The sequence below is a fragment of the Microcoleus sp. S1D4 genome, from assembly GCF_036700765.1.
Lineage (GTDB): Bacteria > Cyanobacteriota > Cyanobacteriia > Cyanobacteriales > Microcoleaceae > Microcoleus.
On record NZ_JAUBPP010000013.1, the window covers coordinates 131,245 to 151,541 of the forward strand.

Consider the following 20,297-nt stretch of genomic DNA (forward strand, 5'->3'; position numbering starts at 1 on the left):
TACAGTACCCCGCACAATTTCTCGTTTTCACACTTGTTTATTTTTGTCCCCCGCTGACACCGCCGCCCCCTTGACGGCGGACGGCGAAAGCGAGTGATGCTATTGCGCTCAGGGGAAAGCGGGGCGGGTGTTACCGCTTTCTTTCCCAACCGGACTTTGTTTGTAAATGCCTTACCGCTAGGAACAAAGCCAAAACCTATGACTGACGATCGCCCGATTAATCATGACGATCCGGCTGAAGTTAACAAAAATTATCTTCCTCGCCAACAGTCATCGATGATGTGGTCGGGCCTTGATTTATAGGATCGACCCGCTCGAAGCGCTTAGCGTAAGATATTTAATCTGGATACGTTCAATTGTATGTTGATGCCCCAATTTTAATTGTTACTTTATAATTTAGAAAAATTTAAAGACTCCTTACTTACGTATTTAACTATTTCTAGTGTAGTTTGGCAAACTGCCTGATGTCTGCTGTTGAAAAACTTTTGGGCAAATTGTCGCCCGATCGAACTTCTTCCCGTCACCCTCCTCAAAAAAATTAAAGCGACCGGCAAGATTACCAGAGACTGACCCGAAAGTACAGTTGTTCGATCGCGATCGCCTTTTGCGCCGGAGAATCTGAGCTTCAAAGCCTTAAACTTAGCACCTTATTTATAACGCTCTGCTTTTTGAGACCCCTACATAAATTTAAATGGCTGGTTTTCCGCGATCGGGCTGTGGCAAAGGATGAGTTAAAAAAGCGTATTCTTCCACGACCTCCTGCCCGATCAGATGTTCCTGAATAATTCTCTCGATGACGGGGGGCGTAACGTCGCGATACCATACTCCGTCTGGATAGACCACCATAATCGGACCCGACGCGCACACTCGCAGGCAGTTGGCTTTAGTCCGAAAAATGCAGCTTGGCCGATCGGCACTCGGTTTGTCCAGGCCCAATTCTTGCAAGCGTTTTTTTAAGTAATTCCACGCTACCAGACTGGTTTCTCGATCGCAGCACTTAGGCACCGTTTGGTCGGCACAGATAAAAATATGTCGGTCGATTCGATCGATTCCCAGGCTTTTGACACAAGCCCTCAAGCCTTGGCTGCAAGATTCATCCTGATTTTTTGTCATTATATTCATTTGTCAACACTAATTTTTCGGCGATCGAAAGCCATCACCCCATCACCCAATCTCCCATATCCCCCCATCTTTACCCTCGCCCGCAAGCCGTTACAGCCATCACCCCATTCTCCCCCTCATTTTCGGTTCGGGAACCCGTACAGACAGATAAGTTGCGATCGCCCCTAACTAAAGCTAAATTAGCACTCAGGAGTCGAGAGTGCTAATATGTCAGTAGCAAGCAGTCGGCAGTTGCTTTCATAGCGACCCCGGCCGGCTAACTGACTAGGATCTGTAATCTGGAGATTTATTTATGGCAGCAGTATCACTGAGTGTTTCTACCGTTAAACCTTTAGGCGAGCGCGTGTTCGTGAAAGTAAGCGCTAGCGAAGAAAAAACCGCCGGCGGCATCCTTCTGCCCGACACAGCAAAGGAAAAGCCCCAAGTAGGCGAAGTCGCGGCCGTGGGCCCCGGCAAGCGCAATGACGACGGCAAGCGCGTTGAAATGGAAGTCAAAGTTGGCGACAAAGTTCTCTACTCGAAGTACGCAGGCACCGACATCAAACTCGGCACCGACGAATACGTCTTGCTAGCCGAAAAAGACATTCTGGCGATCGTTAACTAATTAATCATCAGTCATCAGTCCTGCCGTCATCAGCCATCAGTTTAAAGCCAAGGCCGCAAAACAACTAATGACACAGGACAAATGACTAAAATCCCTCCCCAATCAAAAATCTCAAACCTTTTCATCCCCAAAAACTATGGCTAAGCGTATAATCTACAACGAAAATGCACGTCGCGCCCTCGAACGCGGCATGGACATTTTGGCCGAAGCAGTGGCCGTCACCCTCGGGCCCAAAGGTCGTAACGTAGTTCTCGAAAAGAAATTCGGAGCTCCTCAAATCGTCAATGACGGCGTTACCATCGCCAAAGAAATCGAACTAGAAGACCACGTAGAAAATACAGGCGTTGCCTTGATCCGTCAAGCCGCCTCCAAAACCAACGACGCAGCAGGCGACGGCACCACAACAGCTACCGTTCTAGCTCACGCAATGGTTAAAGAAGGCCTGCGGAACGTCGCAGCCGGCGCAAATGCGATCGCCCTCAAACGCGGTGTTGACAAAGCAACCAGCTTTTTGGTCGAAAAAATTGCCGAACACGCCAAACAAGTAGAAGATTCCAAATCCATCGCCCAAGTAGGCTCAATCTCTGCCGGTAACGACGATGAAGTCGGCCAAATGATTGCCAACGCAATGGACAAAGTGGGCAAGGAAGGCGTAATTTCCCTAGAAGAAGGGAAGTCTATGACCACCGAGCTCGAAATCACCGAAGGGATGCGCTTCGACAAAGGCTACATTTCTCCCTACTTTGTCACCGACACCGAACGGATGGAAGCGATTCTAGAAGAACCCTTCATCCTCCTGACAGACAAAAAAATCGGCTTGGTACAAGACTTAGTACCCGTACTCGAACAAGTAGCCCGTTCCGGCCGCCCGCTGGTGATTATTGCAGAAGACATCGAGAAAGAAGCTTTAGCTACTCTGGTTGTCAACAAACTGCGCGGCGTGTTGAACGTGACTGCTGTCAAAGCACCTGGTTTTGGCGATCGACGCAAAGCCATGTTAGAAGATATCGCCGTATTGACCGGCGGTCAACTAATCACCGAAGATGCTGGTTTGAAACTGGAAAACACCAAGCTGGATATGCTGGGCAAATCCCGCCGCATCACCATCACCAAAGACAACACCACAATTGTTGCCGAAGGTAACGAAGTCGCCGTCAAGTCCCGCTGCGAACAAATTCGCCGTCAAATGGACGAAACCGAATCTTCCTACGACAAAGAAAAGCTGCAAGAACGTTTGGCCAAATTGGCTGGCGGCGTTGCAGTCATCAAAGTCGGCGCGGCTACCGAAACCGAAATGAAGGATCGCAAACTGCGTCTTGAAGATGCGATCAACGCAACCAAAGCTGCTGTCGAAGAAGGCATTGTTCCTGGTGGCGGTACAACTTTGGCTCACCTGACTCCTCAATTGGAAGAGTGGGCTAATAGCACTCTCAAGGGCGAAGAATTGACCGGTGCTTTGATTGTGGCACGGGCTCTGGCTGCTCCTCTGAAGCGGATTGCTGAAAATGCTGGTTTGAACGGCGCTGTCATCGCTGAGCGCGTCAAAGAAAAGCCATTCAACGTTGGTTTCAACGCAGCGACAAATGAGTTTGTCGATATGTTTGAAGCTGGTATCGTTGACCCTGCGAAGGTAACTCGTTCTGCTCTGCAAAATGCAGCATCTATTGCTGGCATGGTGTTGACAACCGAGTGCATCGTTGTTGACAAGCCTGAACCGAAGGATGGCGCTGCTGCTGGCGCTGGCGGCGGCATGGGCGGCGGCGACTTCGATTATTAATCGCTAGTCGATCGTTTGATGGGGCGGGCTTTAGGGCCCGCCCCGTACAAACTGTAATTCCCTAATTCTACAGGAGCCATAGTTGCTCCTAATTTTTCATTATTGTCAATATACCTAATAAAAAAATTAAATTGAAAATTTCAAATTAAATTTATATTTAATATTGTATCCAAAAGTAATATATGCTACATTGTATTACAAGTTTAAAAAAAATAAGTTATGTCATCTACAGTTACTTGTCCTTATTGTAGTGCAGGAACATCATCAGAATACAACTTTTGTACTGCTTGCGATCGGCAGATAAAGTGTATTGACCCGAAGTGTAACCAAATGTTAGTTCCTGGTAAAGCAAAATGTTTTGTCTGTGGTCAGGCCCTTGCTGTTACAACTAATGAGTCTTCAACACAACTAAATAAGTATGTTCGTGATGTCAAGCAGAATGGTAAAAACTACGAAGAACACATCGAATTGAGTGTAACCGATCATGCTGTGAGTGAACTCGCTCCATTTATTGGAGCAGAAATGATGCCACGACCCTCGCAGAAACTGTACCACGCACCGAGCCAAAAAAGTTCTACTATTCCTCCACGAAAAACGGTATTTCCTAATGAGATATTTACTGAAACCCAAGAGCTGCCGCAACTATCAGCCAATGCTTATGATGGGATTAAAGAGACTCAAACTACAAATGATAACGCTCTCTCAGGTTACTTTGAAGTTGATGGTGAGTTTCTCATAGCGAGGGTTAAAGACTTCAAAGGTAAGACATGGGCTGACCAGCAAAGATATTTTATTTTGCTCTATGTCGCTGCTTACTATCATTATTTTACGAAACCTGTTCTGTCGAAAGATCACTTTAAGACGGCTGCTAAAAAAGCAAGTGTTCTTGACCCTATCAACTTCTCCAAGTATCTAAATGAACTTACGCGAAATTATTTAAGTGAGACAGGAGGTGGCTACAAACTCAACCATGATGGAGACAAAGAGGTTAAGCGCATTATCGCTCTTATGGAAGATGAGAACGTTGAGGGAGGCTATGAATATTGGGGACGAAATGCGAATTCAGGTACGAAAAGACAACGATTTAGCAATGACGATAAGGATAAGTTGAACGAATGGGTGCTACAAGATGTCCAAATTGGCAAACTTAAAGTAGGTGACATTACGAAGGCACGCGACTATGCGATGGTTTCTTTGTGGATTATTATTGACCAATTGGAGAACGCTAAAGCTGTACGGTGCAATGACGCATACTACTTCTTCAAACAAAAATTTGAGACAATATCAGTATCAGCACAGGTATTCAGTCGTGCTATGAAAAGTCCCAAAAATATGAAATATTTTCGGTCAAGTGGCGATCAATACTACCTCACGTCAGAAGGAAAGCAAACAGTTGAAAGTTGGGTAAATGGCAAGCCCCTTGAATTAGGTAATGAAACAGAAGACGAAACAGGTAACTAGCGATGAGTATAGCTAAAAATCAAGTCATTGCAGCATTATCACCACCGCTGCCGAACGAAATTGTGACACACCTTCTTGATGAGTATCAAGACATTAAGCAGCATTTTGCCCTTCGCAAGTTTCGACCTAGTGAACTTAATGGTGGAAGGTTTGCTGAGTGTGTGCTGCGCCTTATACAGTATTTGGACAATCCAGCCTCACCCTATACACCGTTCGGAACGACTTTAGGAAATAGCGATAATACTATAAGGCGTGTTGAGTCGAATACTTCATTGCATGACTCTATCCGGTTGTTTATTCCTCGTCTTGTAAGAATTATGCTTGATGTACGCAATCGTAGGGATGTTGCTCATGTTGGAGGTGATGTTAGTCCTAATTACTCTGATTCTTTGTTTGTATCTCAAAATGCGGACTGGATTTTGACGGAAATTATTCGGATTTATTATAGTTGTTCTATCGATAGTGCCAGGAAAATTGTTGCCACCATTAATGAAGTCCGTCTGCCAATCATAGCTGACATTAACGGTTTTGTTCGCGTGCAAAATACGAAATTAGATACTAGAAGCAAAACGCTGGCTATCTTGTACTACAAAAATCCTGAAAAGGTGAGAGATACAAAACTAATAGAATGGACAAAGTATTCAAATTCATCCGTATTTAAGCGAACTATTCTGTCTAAGTTAGATAGTGAAGATATCATACATTACGAGAAGGGATTTTGTACGCTTCTGCCCAAAGGAATTGTATACACGGAGAAAAATATTTCAATGGAACTGCTAGTTTGACATTTTACTTATGGAATTCAAGTTTCAGTAATTGCTGATTGTGGCAGGCGATCAAATCGAATACCACAAAAATTAAATTAATATTTATTAAGACAATTAAATGTGTTTTAGTTGGCTTCTAAGCTAGAGTTTTAACTGAGGCAAAATGCAAGGGTTAAGTTCACTCACTATCGAAAATTTTACTTTTATGAAACTTTACCATAGTCCCATTTCCCCCAACTCCCGCCGCTTGTGGATCGCCATCATATAAAAAAACCTCAACTTTGAATTGGTAGAAATCACTTAGACGGCGATCGCTTAGAGCCCGAATTTGTGGCAATGAATCCTTTTCACCGCATCCCTGTTTTGGTCGATGATGACTTCACCGTCGTCGAGTCTATGGCAATTCTTGACTATCTAGAAACAAAGTATCTCGAACCGGCAATGCGGCCGAAAGAACCGAAAGATTTGGCGGGTGTGAAGATGGTAGAATTGGCCACGGTTAACGAACTTATGCCGGGACTTGATCCCCTCAGTAGTGAAATAATGGGATGGGGAACTCCCCAAGCGCAGGAAATCGCAAAGGCTAAGGAAAAAGTCGATACTGTGTTGAAATTCTTTGAAGGTTTGTGGGACGATCCTCTTCGAGGGCTTCGCTAACGCGCATTTTTCTAGCCCTGCACAATTACCTGTCAGCGAATGTCTTCATAAAACAGTTTGAGATACCTCGCTGAAACCCCAAAACCCCACAAAAAACCGATCGCCAGATAGATGGCAGTTGCTTTAAGTTCGCCCCAATGCGCCACCCGCCGATCGCTACTTTCCACCACCCGATTTACTAACTTAAGTCTCCCCCGACGCGCTAACTTCAAACACAAATCCGCTTCCTCCATAATTGGCAGCGCCGCATCGAAACCCGCGCCTTCCCAAAAAACAGTACGGCGGCAAAAAATAACCTGATCGCCAAACAACAAGCGCAATCCTTTAAAAAATAAATGAGGTCGAAATAACAGCGGCGCGTAGTAAGTTTTTAGATAATTGTGCAGCGAAAAACCCCATCTTGTTTGCTGCGAACCAGCCATCAGCGAGATAAACCCGCCTCCGACAATTTTAGCATCGGACAATGTTTTCTGGATGACTGCTACAATGTCGTCAGGAACTAAAGTATCGGCGTGGAGAAAGCACAGAATTTCACCGGTGGCGGTTTCTGCACCTAGGTTCATTTGCGCGGAACGTCCGGCTATACTGCTAGAAATAACTCTAGTGATGGCCGAAAGTGCGATCGCCACTGTATCGTCTTGACTGCCGCCATCTACCACTAACACCTCCCAAGCCGGAGGATTGAGAATGCTGAGTTGGCGCAAAGTGCGTTCCAGACAAGTCGCTTCGTTGAGGGCGGGAATGATAATAGAAACGCGATTCATCTGGTTGAAATTCATGCCAACAGTATTATACTAAAACATTGTGACGATTCGCAACAAAACAGAAGACCAGGCAGTTAAAACCAGGTCTATAGGAACCAAACCCTAGCATAGTGGGTTGAATACCGGGCGGTTAAAATTACGTTGTCTTGTTCAGTCTGCAGACGCAAACGAAAGTTTTTGTCAACCTGGTTTCAACCGCTGTCTGCATCTATATCTTCATCTTCCACTAATTAGGACTAAAAAAATCGTGCCAACTAAAATAGAAGTAAAAAACGATCTAGAATTTTACGACGAAAATGCTGATAATTGGTGGGACGAAAATGCTAAAATCTATGCTCTCTACCATCTAAATAAACCCAGATTTGAGTTTTTTGACAGACACGCGACTAATTGGCAAGGGCTCAAAACCTTGGATGTCGGGTGTGGCGGCGGTTTTTCCTGCGAGTTTATGGCCGAGAGGGGCGCTGTGGTTTCTGGAATAGATCGATCGGACAAGTGCATCGTAGCAGCTCAAAATCATGCAGTTACAAGCGGTTTTGAGATTGACTACAGGCAAGGTTTTGCCGAAAATATGCCCTACGCGGACAATACCTTCGATGTCGTCATCTGCGTAGATGTTTTAGAACACGTTGCTGATTACAAAAAGGTTGTGTCAGAGGTTCACCGAATTCTCAAACCCGGAGGACTTTTCTTTTTTGATACCATCAACCGAACTTTTTCTTCGCAAGTTGTGATGATTGGGCTGATGGAAAATATTTTGCAAGAAATTAGGCGCGGCGTTCACGATTGGGAAAAGTTTATTACCCCGGAGGAACTGTCTGCAGTAATGCGAAATACTGGTTTTGGGAATATTGAAATTAAAGGTTTTGATATGTTTGGAGAAATGGGTTCTGTTTTAACCGAAATGCACGGTTTTTGGGAAAATCTGACGGGGGGAAAACAACTATTTCCTTCCCTGGCGAGTTTTCAACAGGTTTCTCAAGTGCTACTTTCTAATCTCGCTAACTATGTTGATTACAAAAAGTCTGGGTTGTTTAAAATCAAAATTAATGAGGATACGTCGATTATGTATGTTGGCGTAGGGGCGAAGAATAATTAGTCATCAGTCATTAGTCATCAGTTGTCAGTCGGTAGGGGCGGTGGAGGGTGCGTGCGGGCCCTCTTAGCTTAGCAGTCATCAGTTATCAGTCATCAGTTATGAGTTAGCTGCTAGTGATAACTGATGATTTTTCATAATTAACTGCAAATTATTGCCAAGTATTTGGCGAATGAAGTGCGATCGCCCCTCGCAGTCCGATCGCCCAAAAACACCGCCATATCTGAACTTTAGGCTGGAATCGCTGCTCGTGCATCTAGAGCATCCAATCTTTGTAACAAATCTTAACATAAATTAATTGACAAATTATCTAAATTGCATGGTAGCTTATTGAATATTAATTGCAATAACTGCCGGAATTTAACAGTACCTGGAGGTCAATCACCGTGACAGCAGCAATAGTTTCCGCGTCAGCGTCGCGAATCAGCGACGGACAACCAGCCGATAGCCAGAAACTGATGAGTTTGGGTAAAAATTCTGAAATACCCGACCTCGATCGCTCCAAAGATATCACCCTAGCGGTTTTAGAAGGAGTGGGAACTCTCACGGTGGGCGATCGAACAGTCACTTTAAAGCCCGGAGTATTTGTGTTTGTACCCGCCGAGATCCCGCGCACTCTCAAAGTACAAACAATGCTGAACTTGTTACTAATTGACTGCGAACCAGACCCAGATCTGAGCGAATCAGCTTGGTTAATGAATTTTCAACTTTAACCAAATGAAAAAACATTGCCCTTGCTGCCTTGACTCTCTTATTTCTCAGGTTCGCCACAATCGCACCTACTGGTTTTGTCTCAATTGCAGGCAAGAAATGCCAATTTGTGAATCGAAAACCAGAAATATCAAGCACTATCAAATTTCACATTCGGAGTAAAAATGTCAAAAGCAATTGGTCTGTTCTACGGAACTACTACTGGTAAAACTGAGTCGATCGCTGAAATGATCCGAGATGAATTTGGCGGCGATATCGTGACTCTTCACGAAATCGGTAGCATTGACAATGATGATTTTGCCGAGTACGAATGTCTGATTATCGCTTGTCCGACTTGGAATATCGGCGAACTGCAAAGCGACTGGGAAGGTTTTTTCCCCGAACTGGATGATATTGATTTTAGCGGCAAACAAGTAGCTTATTTGGGAACTGGCGACCAAGAAGGCTACCCGGATAATTTTATGGATGCAATGGGGATTTTGGCTGAAAAAATATCGGAACAAGGCGGCGAAACAGTCGGTAAATGGCCCACAGACGGTTATGATTTTAATGAATCTAAAGCTGTAGTCAATGGCAAGTTTTTGGGTCTTGCTATTGATGAAGATAATCAATCGGATCTGACGGAAGCGCGAATTAAATCTTGGGTATCTCAACTCAAGAAAGAATTTAGCTTGTAGACTGTTAGGGTGTATTTTAAAACTAATTTTTTCGCTCCTGATCCCCCTAAATCCCCCTTAAGGAGAACCACTTTGAGGGGATTTTCGCCCCTTTTTTTTTGAGTCGGGGAGATAAAGGACGCAATAAAATACGCCCTAGCAGTTGAAGTAAGGTGCGCGGACGCACCCTACATTTAAACGTTATGCTTAAGTGATAAATAACTCTATCTCCAACTGAAAATAGATGAAATTTAGTTCAGATGATGTGCTTTGGTTAAGTGTAAGTCCGAGTTTGTTATGCTTCGATGGCTCGCTGCTTTCTTATTTAAATGATTCTGTACCCGTGCAAATATGGGAATACCAGCAAACTGAAGACGAAGGTTGCTCTTTGGATATGGCTGTTGAACTGTTGCACGATTTTTTAACAATGCGCGATCGCCCAATTCATCTCATCGGCCACAGTACCAGCGGATTAGTCGGTTTAATGTATGCGCGCCGCTATCCTCACAAAGTTAGTTCTTTAGGACTTTTAGCTGTCGGTTTGCCATCTTCTGTTAATTGGCAAGCACATTACTATACGCATCTTGCAGCTTTTCCGTGGAGTAGCAAACAAGTTTTGACTCAAATGGTAGACGATATGCTGGGATGTCAAAATCAAAGTATTAGTCAAAAATTTATACCATATTTTGAGGATGACTTAGCCTGTTCTCCTTGTCCTCACTCCTTATTTAGGATGAATAATTCCCGCGATGAGGGTGTAGAAGTACCTTTGTTGATATGCAGCAGCAAAACTGATTTTGTGGTATCTCCTATTGTGATGCGCCGCTGGTCAAAATTTCTTAAAAAAGGCGATCGCTTTTGGGAATGTCCAGACGGGCGGCATTTTTTCCATCACTTCTATCCAGAACAAGTCGGGGAAGAAATATTGAACTTTTGGCTATCTCTACACAGTCGCCAAGCGGTTTTAGATTTTAGATATTAAGGGTGTATCGCTACCATCAATCAAAGTTATTAACAGATTTTGGCCTGAAAAGCAATCTACTTGCCTAATTTCCCCAATTTAACGAGGTACCGATTGCTTGAAAGCACTACAGGTGCGATCGCACTTCCAAGCATGACAATTACCGGGGAATGTATCATCACAACTTAATGAGTATTATATGCAATAACTATATAAATAAAAAACAACCTGCGGGCGGACGCAAAAAAAGCCCAAGAAAGCTGCAACCCTACTTCCAAGAACTTTTGAGCCTGAAAATTATTGTAACGTTCTGAGGTTTTTCCGTCAGCTTATTGCTATTAGTGATGCACACAGTAAAAATCGGATTTGCCAACAGCCTCGAAACAGGAGTGCGTAAGGAAGTTGAAAATCAAGCAGCTTTTGCAGTGCGAGACTTCAAAAGTCGATCGAATATAGTGCGAGCCTCCCCGATCGCGAGTTGTACAATACGCGAGTTCTTGAAGCGATCGCACTATAATAAAAAAAAATGCTTTTTGTAAAACTGAGATGCTCCCATGATCATAGTTCTTTCTAAAATCTCTAATTAATTAATTAAATTAATGGCAATTTGCAGAAACTGGTTCCTCTACAGGTGCTGATTGATCGGGACTTACCCACACATAAATCTCGGTAGCATCCTCGTTGCAACTGTGACATCCGCCGCACTTTTTCGCCTCTGCCATTTTACTGATGCGGCCTTTACGGATGAGGCGGTTGAGCATTCCACGCAAAGCATCGCCATCCATGCGGAAATGGAGTTTTAAATCGGCAAGAGAAGCTCTTTTGTTGTCAGCAATAAACTGTTGGATATCGCTTAAAATCATGGTCTTTATCCTTTCTTTTTCGTAAAATGTTGATGCGAATATTAGTTTGGGGCGGGTTTATGAGATTTTTGGTCTTTTTTTGTAGGTAGTTGGTGAACCCCACCCAACAGAATTTTGGGATGTTGTTTTTCTGAATTGATTGGTTAATAATTTTATGGTTTGTAGGGGCTGGTTCACAGGCAATTTATAGCAAAAATAAATAATCTTGTAAACCCGCCCCACCCAAAAGACAATCTCAGCTAGAATTTTGCTTGTCCGAATCAATCTATTTTGTAAGGTGCGGATATGTGAGATTGCGATCTTGATTTAGGGATTTTTGATGGCTCCGCACCCTACAATTAATGAATACTAACTACTGACTTATTGCTTCGCGCCGTTTGGGACGCATTGCACCAGCCATTTTTAATCCTGCCAGTGTCAGGGCCATAGCTATTGCTAGTGTCACTAACCAAATAATTGAAGATTCTGGATGCTCTGCGTAGGTCACAACCTGATAATAGAGCACCGCCGCCCAATAAGCTAAACCAGTAGTCCAAGCACAGGCGAATATTGTCCAACCTAAATTAGTTTCGCGGTACAATGCAGCCGTTGCCGAAACACAAGGAAAGTACAGCAATACAAACAATAAGTAAGCAAAGGCTGCGTGATTGGAACCAAATCTTTGCGACATTTGTCCGTAGGTGCTACTAGAAATACCTTGATCTTCTTCTGCCTGTTTTTGGTCTGTAATATTGGCGGAACTTAAGCCCAATGGGTCAAAAAGTTGACCGGGAAGTTTTGCGATATTCTCTGGAATGCTGAGATATGCTTTGCTAACGCCACCCCAAAAACTGAAGGGTTCCTCTGGTTTTTCTGGTTCTGCACTTGCTGCTTTTTCTTCGTCGGATAGTTGGGTGTAGAGAGAGTCTAAGGTGCCAACCATTACTTCTTTGGCAAATACTCCTGTTAGTAATCCGACGGTGGCCGGCCAGTTTTCTTTGGTAATTCCCATCGGAGTAAATATTGGTGTTGCTGAGCGGGCAACTGCGCTCAAAATTGAATCTTTGCTATCTTCTTTGCCGAAGGAACCATCTGTGCCGACGGAGCTCATGAATCCGAGTACAATTACCATGAGGACGATCGCAATTCCGGCCTTTTTGATAAAAGCCTTCAGTCTGTCCCAAGTCCGCAGCAGTACGCCTTTGAGTTTGGGAATGTGGTAGGGTGGCAGTTCCATAACAAAGGGTGCAGCTTCTCCTTGCAGGATGGTGTTTTTTAAGATTAATCCGGTGAAGACTGCTGCTAAAATTCCTAATAAATAAAGCCCTAATACCATGTTCTGCCCGCCGACTTGGAAGAATGCGCCGCAAAATAAGGCGTAAACTGCTAATCTGGCGCTACAAGACATGAATGGATTCATCATAATCGTCATCATGCGATCGCGCTTATTTTCCAATGTCCGCGTCGCCATGATTCCGGGAATATTGCAGCCAAAACCTACCATCATCGGTACAAAGGATTTGCCGGGAAGTCCGACAAATCGCATTAATCTGTCCATGACGAAGGCTGCCCGCGCCATGTAGCCAGAGTCTTCCAACACTGACAAACACAGGAACATCATCCCAATTTGAGGAATAAAAGTCGATGTAGTTTGAATGCCGCCACCAGCACCTTTTGCCAGCACTCCGATTAACCATCCAGGGGAATTGAGGCTTTCTAAAACCTGAGCAAAACCATCTACAAAGATTGTTCCTAACAAGATGTCAAAAAAGTCGATAAACACTGCACCAACGTTAATCGAAATGGTGAACATTAAGTACATCACCATCAAGAATACGGGGATGCCTAACCAGCGATTGAGCACAATTTGGTCGATTTTATCGGAAATGTTGGTTTTGACTTCTCTGGAAGATTCTACTATGCCTTGGGTGAGGGTGCGGATGTAGGTGTAGCGGCTGTCGGCGATGATAATATCTAAGTCGTCATCGAGGGTTTCGTGGACTCTGCGGCGGTGGGGGACGACTATTTGTTCTAAGTCTTTGTTTGCGAGTTCTGGGGCGACTTCATCCTGATATTCTAATAGTTTCAGGGCTGTCCAGCGGGCATCTACTTGACGATTGGGGCTGTGTTGTTCAATATGCGGGATGAGTTGGGCGATCGCATCTTCGATGACAGCCGGATAAGCGACATAGGCAGATGGTGCGATCGGCTTTTGTAGCGCTTTATTCACAGCATCCCGCAACAGAGACACTCCGTCATTTGACGAAGCACTCATCGGCACAACCATACAGCCCAATCGTTCTGCAAGTTTGTTAACATCAATTCGGATGTCCCGTTCTTTGGCAACATCCATCATATTTAGCGCTACAATCATCGGCACGCGCATCTCTAAGACTTGGGTGGTGAGATACAAATTGCGCTCTAAGTTGGAAGCGTCAATAATATTAACAATCACATCTGCTTCGCCAGATAGCAAATAATCTCGCGCTACCAATTCATCAAGGCCCGTATCTCCATCTTCGGCATCTATAGAATAAACTCCCGGCAAGTCAACAATCGTAATTGGTAAACCATCATGAGTATATTTTCCCTCTTTGCGTTCGACGGTTACTCCCGGCCAGTTTCCCACTCGCTGGTTAGCACCTGTCAAAGCGTTAAATAAGGTAGTTTTTCCACAGTTGGGATTGCCCACCAATCCAATAATTTGCTTGGCCATTATTTCATCTCCTCTACAAATAGGGTTTTGGCTTCATCTTTCCGCAAACTGAGCTTGAAACCCCGCACTAGGATTTCTACGGGATCTCCTAGAGGTGCGTGGCGAGTGACAGTAAATTCGGTTCCCGGTGTCAATCCCATTGCTAACAATTTGCCTTTGTAGCCGCGGGCTGTTTTTTCATAGCCAACCACTTTGCCTGTGCTACCAACAGCTAAATCTCCCAATTGTATTTTGTCGTTCATTTGTTGTTTTGATTTAGCCTAAATTTGTACAAATTAAATCAACTTGTTGAAGGCAGCAACCCTCTCAGCATTTGTGAATATCTCGATTTTTTCTGATGCCCCGGCAGTTTCAAAAAATGTTCGCAAATCAAATAGGATTGCTGTAGATTTATGGCACTTTTCCTAATTCGTACACATAATTTTTTGTGCCATACCTGCGCCCAAACCGATGCGGTTTTCGCCAATTGCCACAATCACCGAACCGCCGGAGTGGCTGATAATTTGAAGTTCGGTACCGGAGACAAATCCCATGCCGATGAGGCGACGCACATAGCCTTCTGAACCCCTGAGTGTGACTATTCGCAGCTTTTCGCCGACGCTTGCCATTGCTAGGGGGAATGATTTACTCTTGGCTGAGTCTGGTTGAACTTCTATCTGAGCTTCTGTGCTGTTTTCGGTTTCTGAGGCTTCTGCTGTTTCTCCATAAAAGGTAAAACCCTTGAAATGTCCGGGGTTTGACTCTTGGTTTTGTTGGCTGTATTGTTGTTTCATCTGTTTTGGAAGTCGATCGACTTTAGTAACTTCTTGCTTGGACTGGCTTGTCCAGCAACTTGAGATATATTCTCAATACGCTCGGCTCGCGATCGCAGACAGGGCTAAATTCCCGGTTCTAGCGAACTATTTCCCGTTGAATAGTTCGGAAAATACTATTCTCCAGGCCTAATAATTAGGCAGATTTTTCGCGGGCCCCTAGTTTTATGTCTCTTGCGTTAGATGCGCGTTAGATACTCATGTGCGCTGCAATCACTAGCAACCAATACCTGTTGTCCTTAAGCATAGTAAACGAAAAAGAAATTATTAGCAACAATTGTCAAATATTTTAGCATTTGCTTAACAAACTCAGCCTTAGCCGGACGGAGTGAGACTACAGGGCGATCGACCCAAGTCCTAGAAGCCGATCGAGCATATATATACCAATTCGAGCGAAAAATGAGGTATTGACCGCTAAATCCCCCAATCTCCCCAATCCCCCAATCTAAAATCTAAAATCGACTGACTTGTTACCTTTTTGAGAAAGGCTATACTTAAGTGTTCGGGCGATCGCGGGAACACCGCCGCTAGGAATTAACAATTTATCAAGAATTATGCCAGCAAGTTTTCTGCCAAAGTCGATCGCACAACTCACAGAATCTACCTCAATCGCCTTAGCCCAAAGCATTCAACAGTCAGCAATTACAACCCCGCTGAGCTCGCAGCCAATAGCCACCACTTACGTGCGTCAGGGGAGCGGCAACACGCCGATTTTGCTAATTCACGGCTTCGACAGTTCCGTATTTGAATTTCGCCGCCTGCTGCCGTTGCTTGCTGAAAAAAATGAAACTTGGGCGATCGATTTATTGGGTTTTGGCTTTACAGAAAGAGGGGCGGATTTGGCATTTAGCGCAATGGCAATTGGCACTCATCTTTACTATTTTTGGAAATCGCTAATTTCGCAGCCTGTAATCTTAGTTGGCGCATCGATGGGAGGTGCTGCCGCAATTGATTTTACCCTCAATTATCCCGAAGCTGTCAAAAAATTAGTGCTGATCGACAGTGCAGGTTTTGCCGTCACTTCTAACAAGGGAAAATTTCTCATTCCTCCTTTAGGATATTTGGCAACTTCATTTTTGCGAAACCCTAAAATCCGCCAAAAAATTAGCGTCAATGCTTATTTCGATCGAACTTTTGCTACGAGGGATGCTCAAACTTGCGCTGCTTTGCACTTAGAAACGCCTAACTGGAATCAAGCTTTAATTGCTTTTACCAAAAGCGGCGGTTACGGAGGTTTTGGGGGGAAAATCTCGCAAATTCAGCAGCAAACGCTGATTTTGTGGGGAAAACAAGACCGAATTTTGGGGACGGCGGATGCGGAAAAGCTTGAAAGTGCGATCGGCAATTCTCAATTAATTTGGATACCGGATTGCGGACACGTTCCTCACCTAGAAAAACCGCAAATTACCGCTCAACATATCTTAGATTTCACAGCTAAAGCAGCAGGTTAGTAATGAGAACTTCAGTCCGCATCTGTTATCACAGGACTGAAGTCCTTACTACTAACATTAAACTTTCGGTAAGTATTTTTGTACGATCGTCCATCCCGTGAGCAACACAGTCACAAATCCAGCACCTAAAAATATATTAGTGCCAATGTGGATGGGGCGCGCCCAAGGATGTTTAGGGCCAATTTGCAAACCACTCCCAACAGAAACCAACACCAAAGCCACCACAGCTAACCCGGCCGGTAAATGACCTGAGTGACCCAAATTTCCGTAGTATCCCAGCGTACCGACTACGCCAATTCCCAGCAGTAAAATTACCAAAGTCGCCATTCCCGTACCAGTCGCCAAATGAAAGGGACGCAGCCATTTTGGGCGCTGCTGTTTGGTACTGCGGGCGGCAAACATCCATGTTCCAGTAACGGCCAGCAACAGGTAAGCTAAGAGGGAAATACCCATTGACCAAGCCGCTATTTTCCACAACCACAAGAAAGAAGGCAGATTCATCCGTTGCATCCCTAATTAGGGATTTCCAAAAAAGGTTTCCTTCCGATTTTACTGGCATTGTCCAGCAAAAAATGCAGATTTTTGGCAGAAAGGGCGATCGGGCTATCCACAGCTTGCATCTTTCTTACAAACCCGAAGTCAAACGCTAAAGCTCATACTCAGCTTTATTGACGTTATTGATACCAATTTTCCCAAAAATGCAACTACAGGCAAACTCCAAACTAATCTTCAGTAAATCATTCCCAATTCTTCAATCTAAAATCTAAAATGGTATGATTTGTCAATCCAGTTTTGAGGAGCATCCTTACCATTCTAGCTTCGTGTTTTTGCTGTCAATGAAAGAAAGGCATTTTATAAAACCCTAATTTTTGTTCGACTATTAATCGAAAAAAAGGCAGGCCGTCTATCAAATATCTTTTCCACAACCTTCTCGGTTCGCTTAACAGTCGGTACGCCCATTCAATGCCAACTTCGCTCATCCATTTGGGCGATCTTGCTTTGCAACCAGCTTCAAAATCAATGGTTGCACCTACGGCTAAGAAAATTTTGATATGTGTAAATTTGCTCTGGTATTTAATCAACCACTTCTCTTGCTTTGGAGATCCCACTCCTATGGCCAGAACTGTAGCTCCTGATTTATTGATAGCGTCAATTATTTTTTCGCATTCTTCCTCATTTTTTTCAAATCCAAAAGAAGGAGAAAGTGCTTCAACGACTATTTGTCTGCCAATTTTTTGATTAATTTTTTCCTGGGCTTTCTTCGCAATACCTTCAGCCGCTCCGAGCAAAAATATTTTCATGTTCTCGCGATCCTTGTGATACATATAAAATGCAGGAAACAAGTCCGAACCTGAAATTTTTTCTTGAATTGGGGTACCCAAGAATTTTGAGGCATACATCAATATTTGACTGTCGCATACTCGATAACTAGATTGATTGTAAGCTTCATAGAAGTCCCGGTCATACTGCAACTTAATCAAGTGGTCTACATTGGGCGTAAATACAACACCGCCTTCGCTATCGAGTTTTTCAAACAATTCTGTTATTGACAGGTTATCTATGGAGACATTCAATAAATTAACGGTTTTCATTTGTTATTTCCTTTCACCCTTTATATTAAACGGCAAGTCAAACTCTAACCCACACGGCAACCTCGTATTTTCATTTTTTGGGCGCGGGGGGTGAATATACTTTATTCAGTATATGCCCGTATACCCTACCTGTCTAGTAATGAATTTTAAAGATTGTGTAAAGAATCACCTAGTTTTAGCAAAAAGTGTATCAAGCCATTTTTTTTGTTTACAATTCGCAGCACAATTTTCTAAACAAGACTATTTCGTGCGAATAGTTAAAAGATTGTAAATTAATGTTGAGCAATTGAGAAAGAGAGCGCAACTCCCGAACTAGGTTTGGGGCAAAAAAGGTAGGTTTTTTAGTTTGTGTATGCAGCGAATGCCAGATATATTTAAGCTGTGAGTGCGATCGGCTCGCCTTCCTCAAAATCATCCTGATTTTTGGTGAACCAACGACTTTCTTCTGGACGGGGACATGGTTTTCTTGGTTTTAAGACTTTCTGGAGCTTTTAAAAGCAAACTCGATAGTCCTCCAGCAATGACCGCAAAAATCGGGTTAACCATAGCGTTCAAAACACAGTCAAACACGTACATAGTTAAGGACACTGCCAAGACCGCAGCGGGCGCTACTTTGGGATGAGCCCAGGTTCTGGCGGGATACTTGGACAGGCAAAAGACGACAACAGGAAGCAACAATGAAGAAAATAAACTAGCTAAACCGACTACACCGTGGACCCCAAATGCAAGAATCCATAAACTGTCGGTCACCGAGATATCTTTACCGTACTCGTTGTACACGCGGTTTCCACCCGAATCTCCCCAACCAAAAATAAATGCTTGCCGTGCTTTTGCCCCCAATATTTCTTCCATGTCAAATCTATACTTCAGAGAGGATGCTCGTTCTTCGCCAAATATTTGAGTGATGAAGTCAATCACGTCGTGACTAGAAAATTGACCCGATGCTGCTATGTAAAGATAAAATGCTATATATCCAATTATGAATAACAGGGGCAAAGAGGTGCGAAAGAATTTCGCTGAAAATAATACGATTAATGCGAACGCAAATAAACTGTAAGCGCCAGTAGAACGGCACAAGAAAAAAGCAATAGTTAATACAATTACTAGAGTCTTGATGTTGCGGCCCTGAAACTTTTTCAGCGTCCCAGTTTGCCAAAGCCAAACTCCGATTAAGGCGGCTGTCATCATCCACACGCCCACCATCAAACCGTGCTGCATAAATACTACCGGTCTCCACCCCCCCATACGCCTTGCTTGACCCCAGTCCTCAAAGGCATTGACACCGTAAACCATTTGGTGCAGAATTGGGCCTTTAACTCCTTCAATTAAAGTAAAAGGAATGTAGACCAACCCACCGGCAAACATGCCGATCGCTAGTTGTCGCAGCCCGTCTAAACTACCGAAATACAAGCGTCCTACAAAATAAGGTAGACCCCAAGTAACGATTTGGGTGAAAGTCGGAGAAATCGGGCTGCCGCCATTAGTAACTTGTGAAAGAATGGGACACAAACACCAAATTACCATTGGCACGTCTAGCCAACCGGGCTTAAAAGTGGTGAGGCGCGAAGTATCGTAGACAATAGTAGCAAGCAAAATTGCGTAGCAAGATGCCGAAACTTTGTCATAAGGCGGCAACAGGGGGATGGGATAAGAAGCTTGTGGCAAAAATAGCCACGCTACAATAAAACTGATAATTACCGCCCGGTGAGGCGGAAATCTCACAAACAGATAAAAAACGATCGGAAGCCAGCCGAACAGAGCAATTGGGATTAATGCAACCATAGTTTTTTTTTGCAGTAAAATTGCAGAAAGAGAACTCAATTTGCCCGATCGAAGTTCTCGATTAAACGATCGCCCAACCCCGAGCTTTTAAATCCACCTCAATTTTACGCATTCTTCGTTAATTGTGGCTGACCTTCCAGAGCCGTGTCCAGTGCAGCCTAGAATAGGTCGGTCGCATCCTTCCAAGTATAATTGATCACCGTTTCCAAAGCAGTCTCGGACATTACCCGCCATTCGGCATCAGATAACTGACAAATTTACTCGATCGCCTTTGCCATATCCTCTGGGTCTTCTGGCTTGACCAGGATTCCGCCCCCGCCAGCCAGCAATTCTGGAGCTGCACCAACGGTCGTACCGATGACTGGAGTACCTACCGCAAGCCATCCCTTCTAAAATTGCCAAACCGAAGCCTTCGGAGCTGCTGGAAAACAGCCAAGCATCGCATTTTCTGTAAAATTCTTTGAGTTGGTCTTGTCTAGGTTCTTTATTATACCCAGTAACAGGTGGCAGCGGCAAATACGCCACA

At 44.1% G+C, this 20,297-nt stretch carries 24 protein-coding genes; 13 read left to right on the top strand and 11 right to left on the bottom strand.

The window, feature by feature from the left end; translation table 11 throughout:
- The first annotated feature begins 96 nt into the window (after positions 1-96).
- The gene (locus QT998_RS15515; protein ID WP_333092177.1) at positions 97-303 is read left to right on the top strand and encodes a hypothetical protein; all 207 of its coding nucleotides are present in this window, start codon (positions 97-99) and stop codon (positions 301-303) included.
- Between the two features lie 86 nt (positions 304-389).
- Here QT998_RS15515 and QT998_RS15520 read toward each other — a convergent pair whose 3' ends face one another.
- Together QT998_RS15520 and QT998_RS15525 are read right to left on the bottom strand one after the other, a co-directional pair.
- Positions 390-629: a hypothetical protein gene (locus tag QT998_RS15520; protein ID WP_333116492.1), complete on the bottom strand. Its 240-nt coding sequence runs from the start codon at positions 627-629 to the stop codon at positions 390-392.
- A gap of 58 nt (positions 630-687) precedes the next feature.
- Positions 688-1,113: a (2Fe-2S) ferredoxin domain-containing protein gene (locus QT998_RS15525; RefSeq protein WP_333092179.1), complete on the bottom strand. Its 426-nt coding sequence runs from the start codon at positions 1,111-1,113 to the stop codon at positions 688-690.
- On the opposite strand from QT998_RS15525, the gene QT998_RS15530 reads away from it, so the two are divergent.
- The 6 genes from QT998_RS15530 (at position 1,107) to QT998_RS15555 (ending at position 6,388) form a co-directional block, all read left to right on the top strand.
- Positions 1,107-1,328, top strand: a complete 222-nt coding sequence (locus QT998_RS15530; RefSeq protein WP_333092180.1) for a hypothetical protein — start codon at positions 1,107-1,109, stop codon at positions 1,326-1,328. The genes QT998_RS15525 and QT998_RS15530 overlap by 7 nt on opposite strands.
- Before the next feature lie 86 nt (positions 1,329-1,414).
- Positions 1,415-1,726, top strand: coding sequence for a co-chaperone GroES (gene groES, locus QT998_RS15535; protein ID WP_194008182.1), 312 nt, complete (start codon positions 1,415-1,417; stop codon positions 1,724-1,726).
- Positions 1,727-1,862: 136 nt separating this feature from the next.
- Positions 1,863-3,503: a chaperonin GroEL gene (gene groL, locus QT998_RS15540; protein WP_194067944.1), complete on the top strand. Its 1,641-nt coding sequence runs from the start codon at positions 1,863-1,865 to the stop codon at positions 3,501-3,503.
- A 330-nt stretch (positions 3,504-3,833) separates the two neighbouring features.
- A complete protein-coding gene (locus tag QT998_RS15545) occupies positions 3,834-4,964 on the top strand; it encodes a hypothetical protein (RefSeq protein WP_333218071.1) in 1,131 nt (376 codons plus the stop codon).
- 2 nt (positions 4,965-4,966) lie between these two features.
- The gene (locus QT998_RS15550; protein WP_333116497.1) at positions 4,967-5,749 is read left to right on the top strand and encodes a hypothetical protein; all 783 of its coding nucleotides are present in this window, start codon (positions 4,967-4,969) and stop codon (positions 5,747-5,749) included.
- 318 nt (positions 5,750-6,067) lie between these two features.
- Positions 6,068-6,388 carry a glutathione S-transferase family protein gene (locus tag QT998_RS15555; protein ID WP_333116499.1) on the top strand — a complete coding sequence of 107 codons (321 nt, stop codon included), beginning with the start codon at positions 6,068-6,070 and terminating at the stop codon, positions 6,386-6,388.
- A 32-nt stretch (positions 6,389-6,420) separates the two neighbouring features.
- Here QT998_RS15555 and QT998_RS15560 read toward each other — a convergent pair whose 3' ends face one another.
- Entirely contained in the window at positions 6,421-7,152 is a 732-nt protein-coding gene (locus tag QT998_RS15560; RefSeq protein WP_194067938.1) for a TIGR04283 family arsenosugar biosynthesis glycosyltransferase, read from the bottom strand.
- A gap of 247 nt (positions 7,153-7,399) precedes the next feature.
- On the opposite strand from QT998_RS15560, the gene ubiG reads away from it, so the two are divergent.
- From ubiG to QT998_RS15585, 5 genes are all read left to right on the top strand, one after another.
- Positions 7,400-8,251: a bifunctional 2-polyprenyl-6-hydroxyphenol methylase/3-demethylubiquinol 3-O-methyltransferase UbiG gene (ubiG, locus tag QT998_RS15565; protein WP_333116501.1), complete on the top strand. Its 852-nt coding sequence runs from the start codon at positions 7,400-7,402 to the stop codon at positions 8,249-8,251.
- 383 nt (positions 8,252-8,634) lie between these two features.
- Complete coding sequence (locus QT998_RS15570; protein ID WP_194008199.1) at positions 8,635-8,961, top strand: cupin domain-containing protein; 327 nt, start codon at positions 8,635-8,637, stop codon at positions 8,959-8,961.
- Between the two features lie 162 nt (positions 8,962-9,123).
- Positions 9,124-9,636 (top strand): flavodoxin FldA, encoded by a 513-nt coding sequence (gene fldA / locus QT998_RS15575; protein ID WP_333092191.1) that lies wholly within the window; start codon positions 9,124-9,126, stop codon positions 9,634-9,636.
- 223 nt (positions 9,637-9,859) lie between these two features.
- Positions 9,860-10,597 carry an alpha/beta fold hydrolase gene (locus tag QT998_RS15580; protein WP_333116503.1) on the top strand — a complete coding sequence of 246 codons (738 nt, stop codon included), beginning with the start codon at positions 9,860-9,862 and terminating at the stop codon, positions 10,595-10,597.
- Positions 10,598-10,920: 323 nt separating this feature from the next.
- Positions 10,921-11,115 (top strand): hypothetical protein, encoded by a 195-nt coding sequence (locus QT998_RS15585; protein WP_333092195.1) that lies wholly within the window; start codon positions 10,921-10,923, stop codon positions 11,113-11,115.
- 57 nt (positions 11,116-11,172) lie between these two features.
- On the opposite strand, the gene QT998_RS15590 is transcribed toward QT998_RS15585, so the two are convergent.
- From QT998_RS15590 to QT998_RS15605, 4 genes are all read right to left on the bottom strand, one after another.
- Positions 11,173-11,439: a FeoC-like transcriptional regulator gene (locus tag QT998_RS15590; protein WP_333116504.1), complete on the bottom strand. Its 267-nt coding sequence runs from the start codon at positions 11,437-11,439 to the stop codon at positions 11,173-11,175.
- Positions 11,440-11,791: 352 nt separating this feature from the next.
- Positions 11,792-14,134, bottom strand: coding sequence for a Fe(2+) transporter permease subunit FeoB (gene feoB / locus QT998_RS15595; protein WP_333116506.1), 2,343 nt, complete (start codon positions 14,132-14,134; stop codon positions 11,792-11,794).
- On the bottom strand, positions 14,134-14,376 hold the full coding sequence (locus QT998_RS15600) for a FeoA family protein (protein WP_194067931.1): 243 nt from the start codon (positions 14,374-14,376) through the stop codon (positions 14,134-14,136). The genes feoB and QT998_RS15600 overlap by 1 nt, the downstream gene beginning before the upstream one ends.
- 162 nt (positions 14,377-14,538) lie before the next feature.
- Positions 14,539-14,907, bottom strand: a complete 369-nt coding sequence (locus tag QT998_RS15605) for a FeoA family protein (RefSeq protein ID WP_333116509.1) — start codon at positions 14,905-14,907, stop codon at positions 14,539-14,541.
- A gap of 593 nt (positions 14,908-15,500) precedes the next feature.
- On the opposite strand from QT998_RS15605, the gene QT998_RS15610 reads away from it, so the two are divergent.
- On the top strand, positions 15,501-16,397 hold the full coding sequence (locus QT998_RS15610) for an alpha/beta fold hydrolase (RefSeq protein WP_333116512.1): 897 nt from the start codon (positions 15,501-15,503) through the stop codon (positions 16,395-16,397).
- Between the two features lie 57 nt (positions 16,398-16,454).
- Here the strand turns inward: QT998_RS15610 and QT998_RS15615 are convergent, their stop codons facing one another.
- From QT998_RS15615 to QT998_RS27535, 4 genes are all read right to left on the bottom strand, one after another.
- Entirely contained in the window at positions 16,455-16,898 is a 444-nt protein-coding gene (locus QT998_RS15615) for a DUF4079 domain-containing protein (RefSeq protein ID WP_194008195.1), read from the bottom strand.
- Between the two features lie 332 nt (positions 16,899-17,230).
- On the bottom strand, positions 17,231-17,989 hold the full coding sequence (locus QT998_RS15620) for a WecB/TagA/CpsF family glycosyltransferase (RefSeq protein WP_333092200.1): 759 nt from the start codon (positions 17,987-17,989) through the stop codon (positions 17,231-17,233).
- Between the two features lie 411 nt (positions 17,990-18,400).
- Entirely contained in the window at positions 18,401-19,771 is a 1,371-nt protein-coding gene (locus QT998_RS15625) for an O-antigen ligase domain-containing protein (protein ID WP_333116514.1), read from the bottom strand.
- Positions 19,772-20,011: 240 nt separating this feature from the next.
- Positions 20,012-20,296: a glycosyltransferase gene (locus QT998_RS27535; protein WP_442921571.1), complete on the bottom strand. Its 285-nt coding sequence runs from the start codon at positions 20,294-20,296 to the stop codon at positions 20,012-20,014.
- Position 20,297 lies beyond the last annotated feature (1 nt).

Coding starts and splice junctions, on each gene's coding strand:
- QT998_RS15620 (WP_333092200.1), bottom strand. CDS start 17,989: ATGAAAACCGTTAATTTATTGAATGTCTCCATAGATAACCTGTCAATA.
- QT998_RS15560 (WP_194067938.1), bottom strand. CDS start 7,152: ATGAATCGCGTTTCTATTATCATTCCCGCCCTCAACGAAGCGACTTGT.
- feoB (WP_333116506.1), bottom strand. CDS start 14,134: ATGGCCAAGCAAATTATTGGATTGGTGGGCAATCCCAACTGTGGAAAA.
- QT998_RS15515 (WP_333092177.1), top strand. CDS start 97: ATGCTATTGCGCTCAGGGGAAAGCGGGGCGGGTGTTACCGCTTTCTTT.
- QT998_RS15525 (WP_333092179.1), bottom strand. CDS start 1,113: ATGACAAAAAATCAGGATGAATCTTGCAGCCAAGGCTTGAGGGCTTGT.
- groL (WP_194067944.1), top strand. CDS start 1,863: ATGGCTAAGCGTATAATCTACAACGAAAATGCACGTCGCGCCCTCGAA.
- groES (WP_194008182.1), top strand. CDS start 1,415: ATGGCAGCAGTATCACTGAGTGTTTCTACCGTTAAACCTTTAGGCGAG.
- QT998_RS15545 (WP_333218071.1), top strand. CDS start 3,834: ATGTTAGTTCCTGGTAAAGCAAAATGTTTTGTCTGTGGTCAGGCCCTT.
- QT998_RS15610 (WP_333116512.1), top strand. CDS start 15,501: ATGCCAGCAAGTTTTCTGCCAAAGTCGATCGCACAACTCACAGAATCT.
- QT998_RS15625 (WP_333116514.1), bottom strand. CDS start 19,771: ATGGTTGCATTAATCCCAATTGCTCTGTTCGGCTGGCTTCCGATCGTT.
- QT998_RS15550 (WP_333116497.1), top strand. CDS start 4,967: ATGAGTATAGCTAAAAATCAAGTCATTGCAGCATTATCACCACCGCTG.
- fldA (WP_333092191.1), top strand. CDS start 9,124: ATGTCAAAAGCAATTGGTCTGTTCTACGGAACTACTACTGGTAAAACT.
- QT998_RS15590 (WP_333116504.1), bottom strand. CDS start 11,439: ATGATTTTAAGCGATATCCAACAGTTTATTGCTGACAACAAAAGAGCT.
- QT998_RS15580 (WP_333116503.1), top strand. CDS start 9,860: ATGAAATTTAGTTCAGATGATGTGCTTTGGTTAAGTGTAAGTCCGAGT.
- QT998_RS15600 (WP_194067931.1), bottom strand. CDS start 14,376: ATGAACGACAAAATACAATTGGGAGATTTAGCTGTTGGTAGCACAGGC.
- QT998_RS15585 (WP_333092195.1), top strand. CDS start 10,921: ATGCACACAGTAAAAATCGGATTTGCCAACAGCCTCGAAACAGGAGTG.
- QT998_RS15555 (WP_333116499.1), top strand. CDS start 6,068: ATGAATCCTTTTCACCGCATCCCTGTTTTGGTCGATGATGACTTCACC.
- QT998_RS15615 (WP_194008195.1), bottom strand. CDS start 16,898: ATGAATCTGCCTTCTTTCTTGTGGTTGTGGAAAATAGCGGCTTGGTCA.
- QT998_RS15605 (WP_333116509.1), bottom strand. CDS start 14,907: ATGAAACAACAATACAGCCAACAAAACCAAGAGTCAAACCCCGGACAT.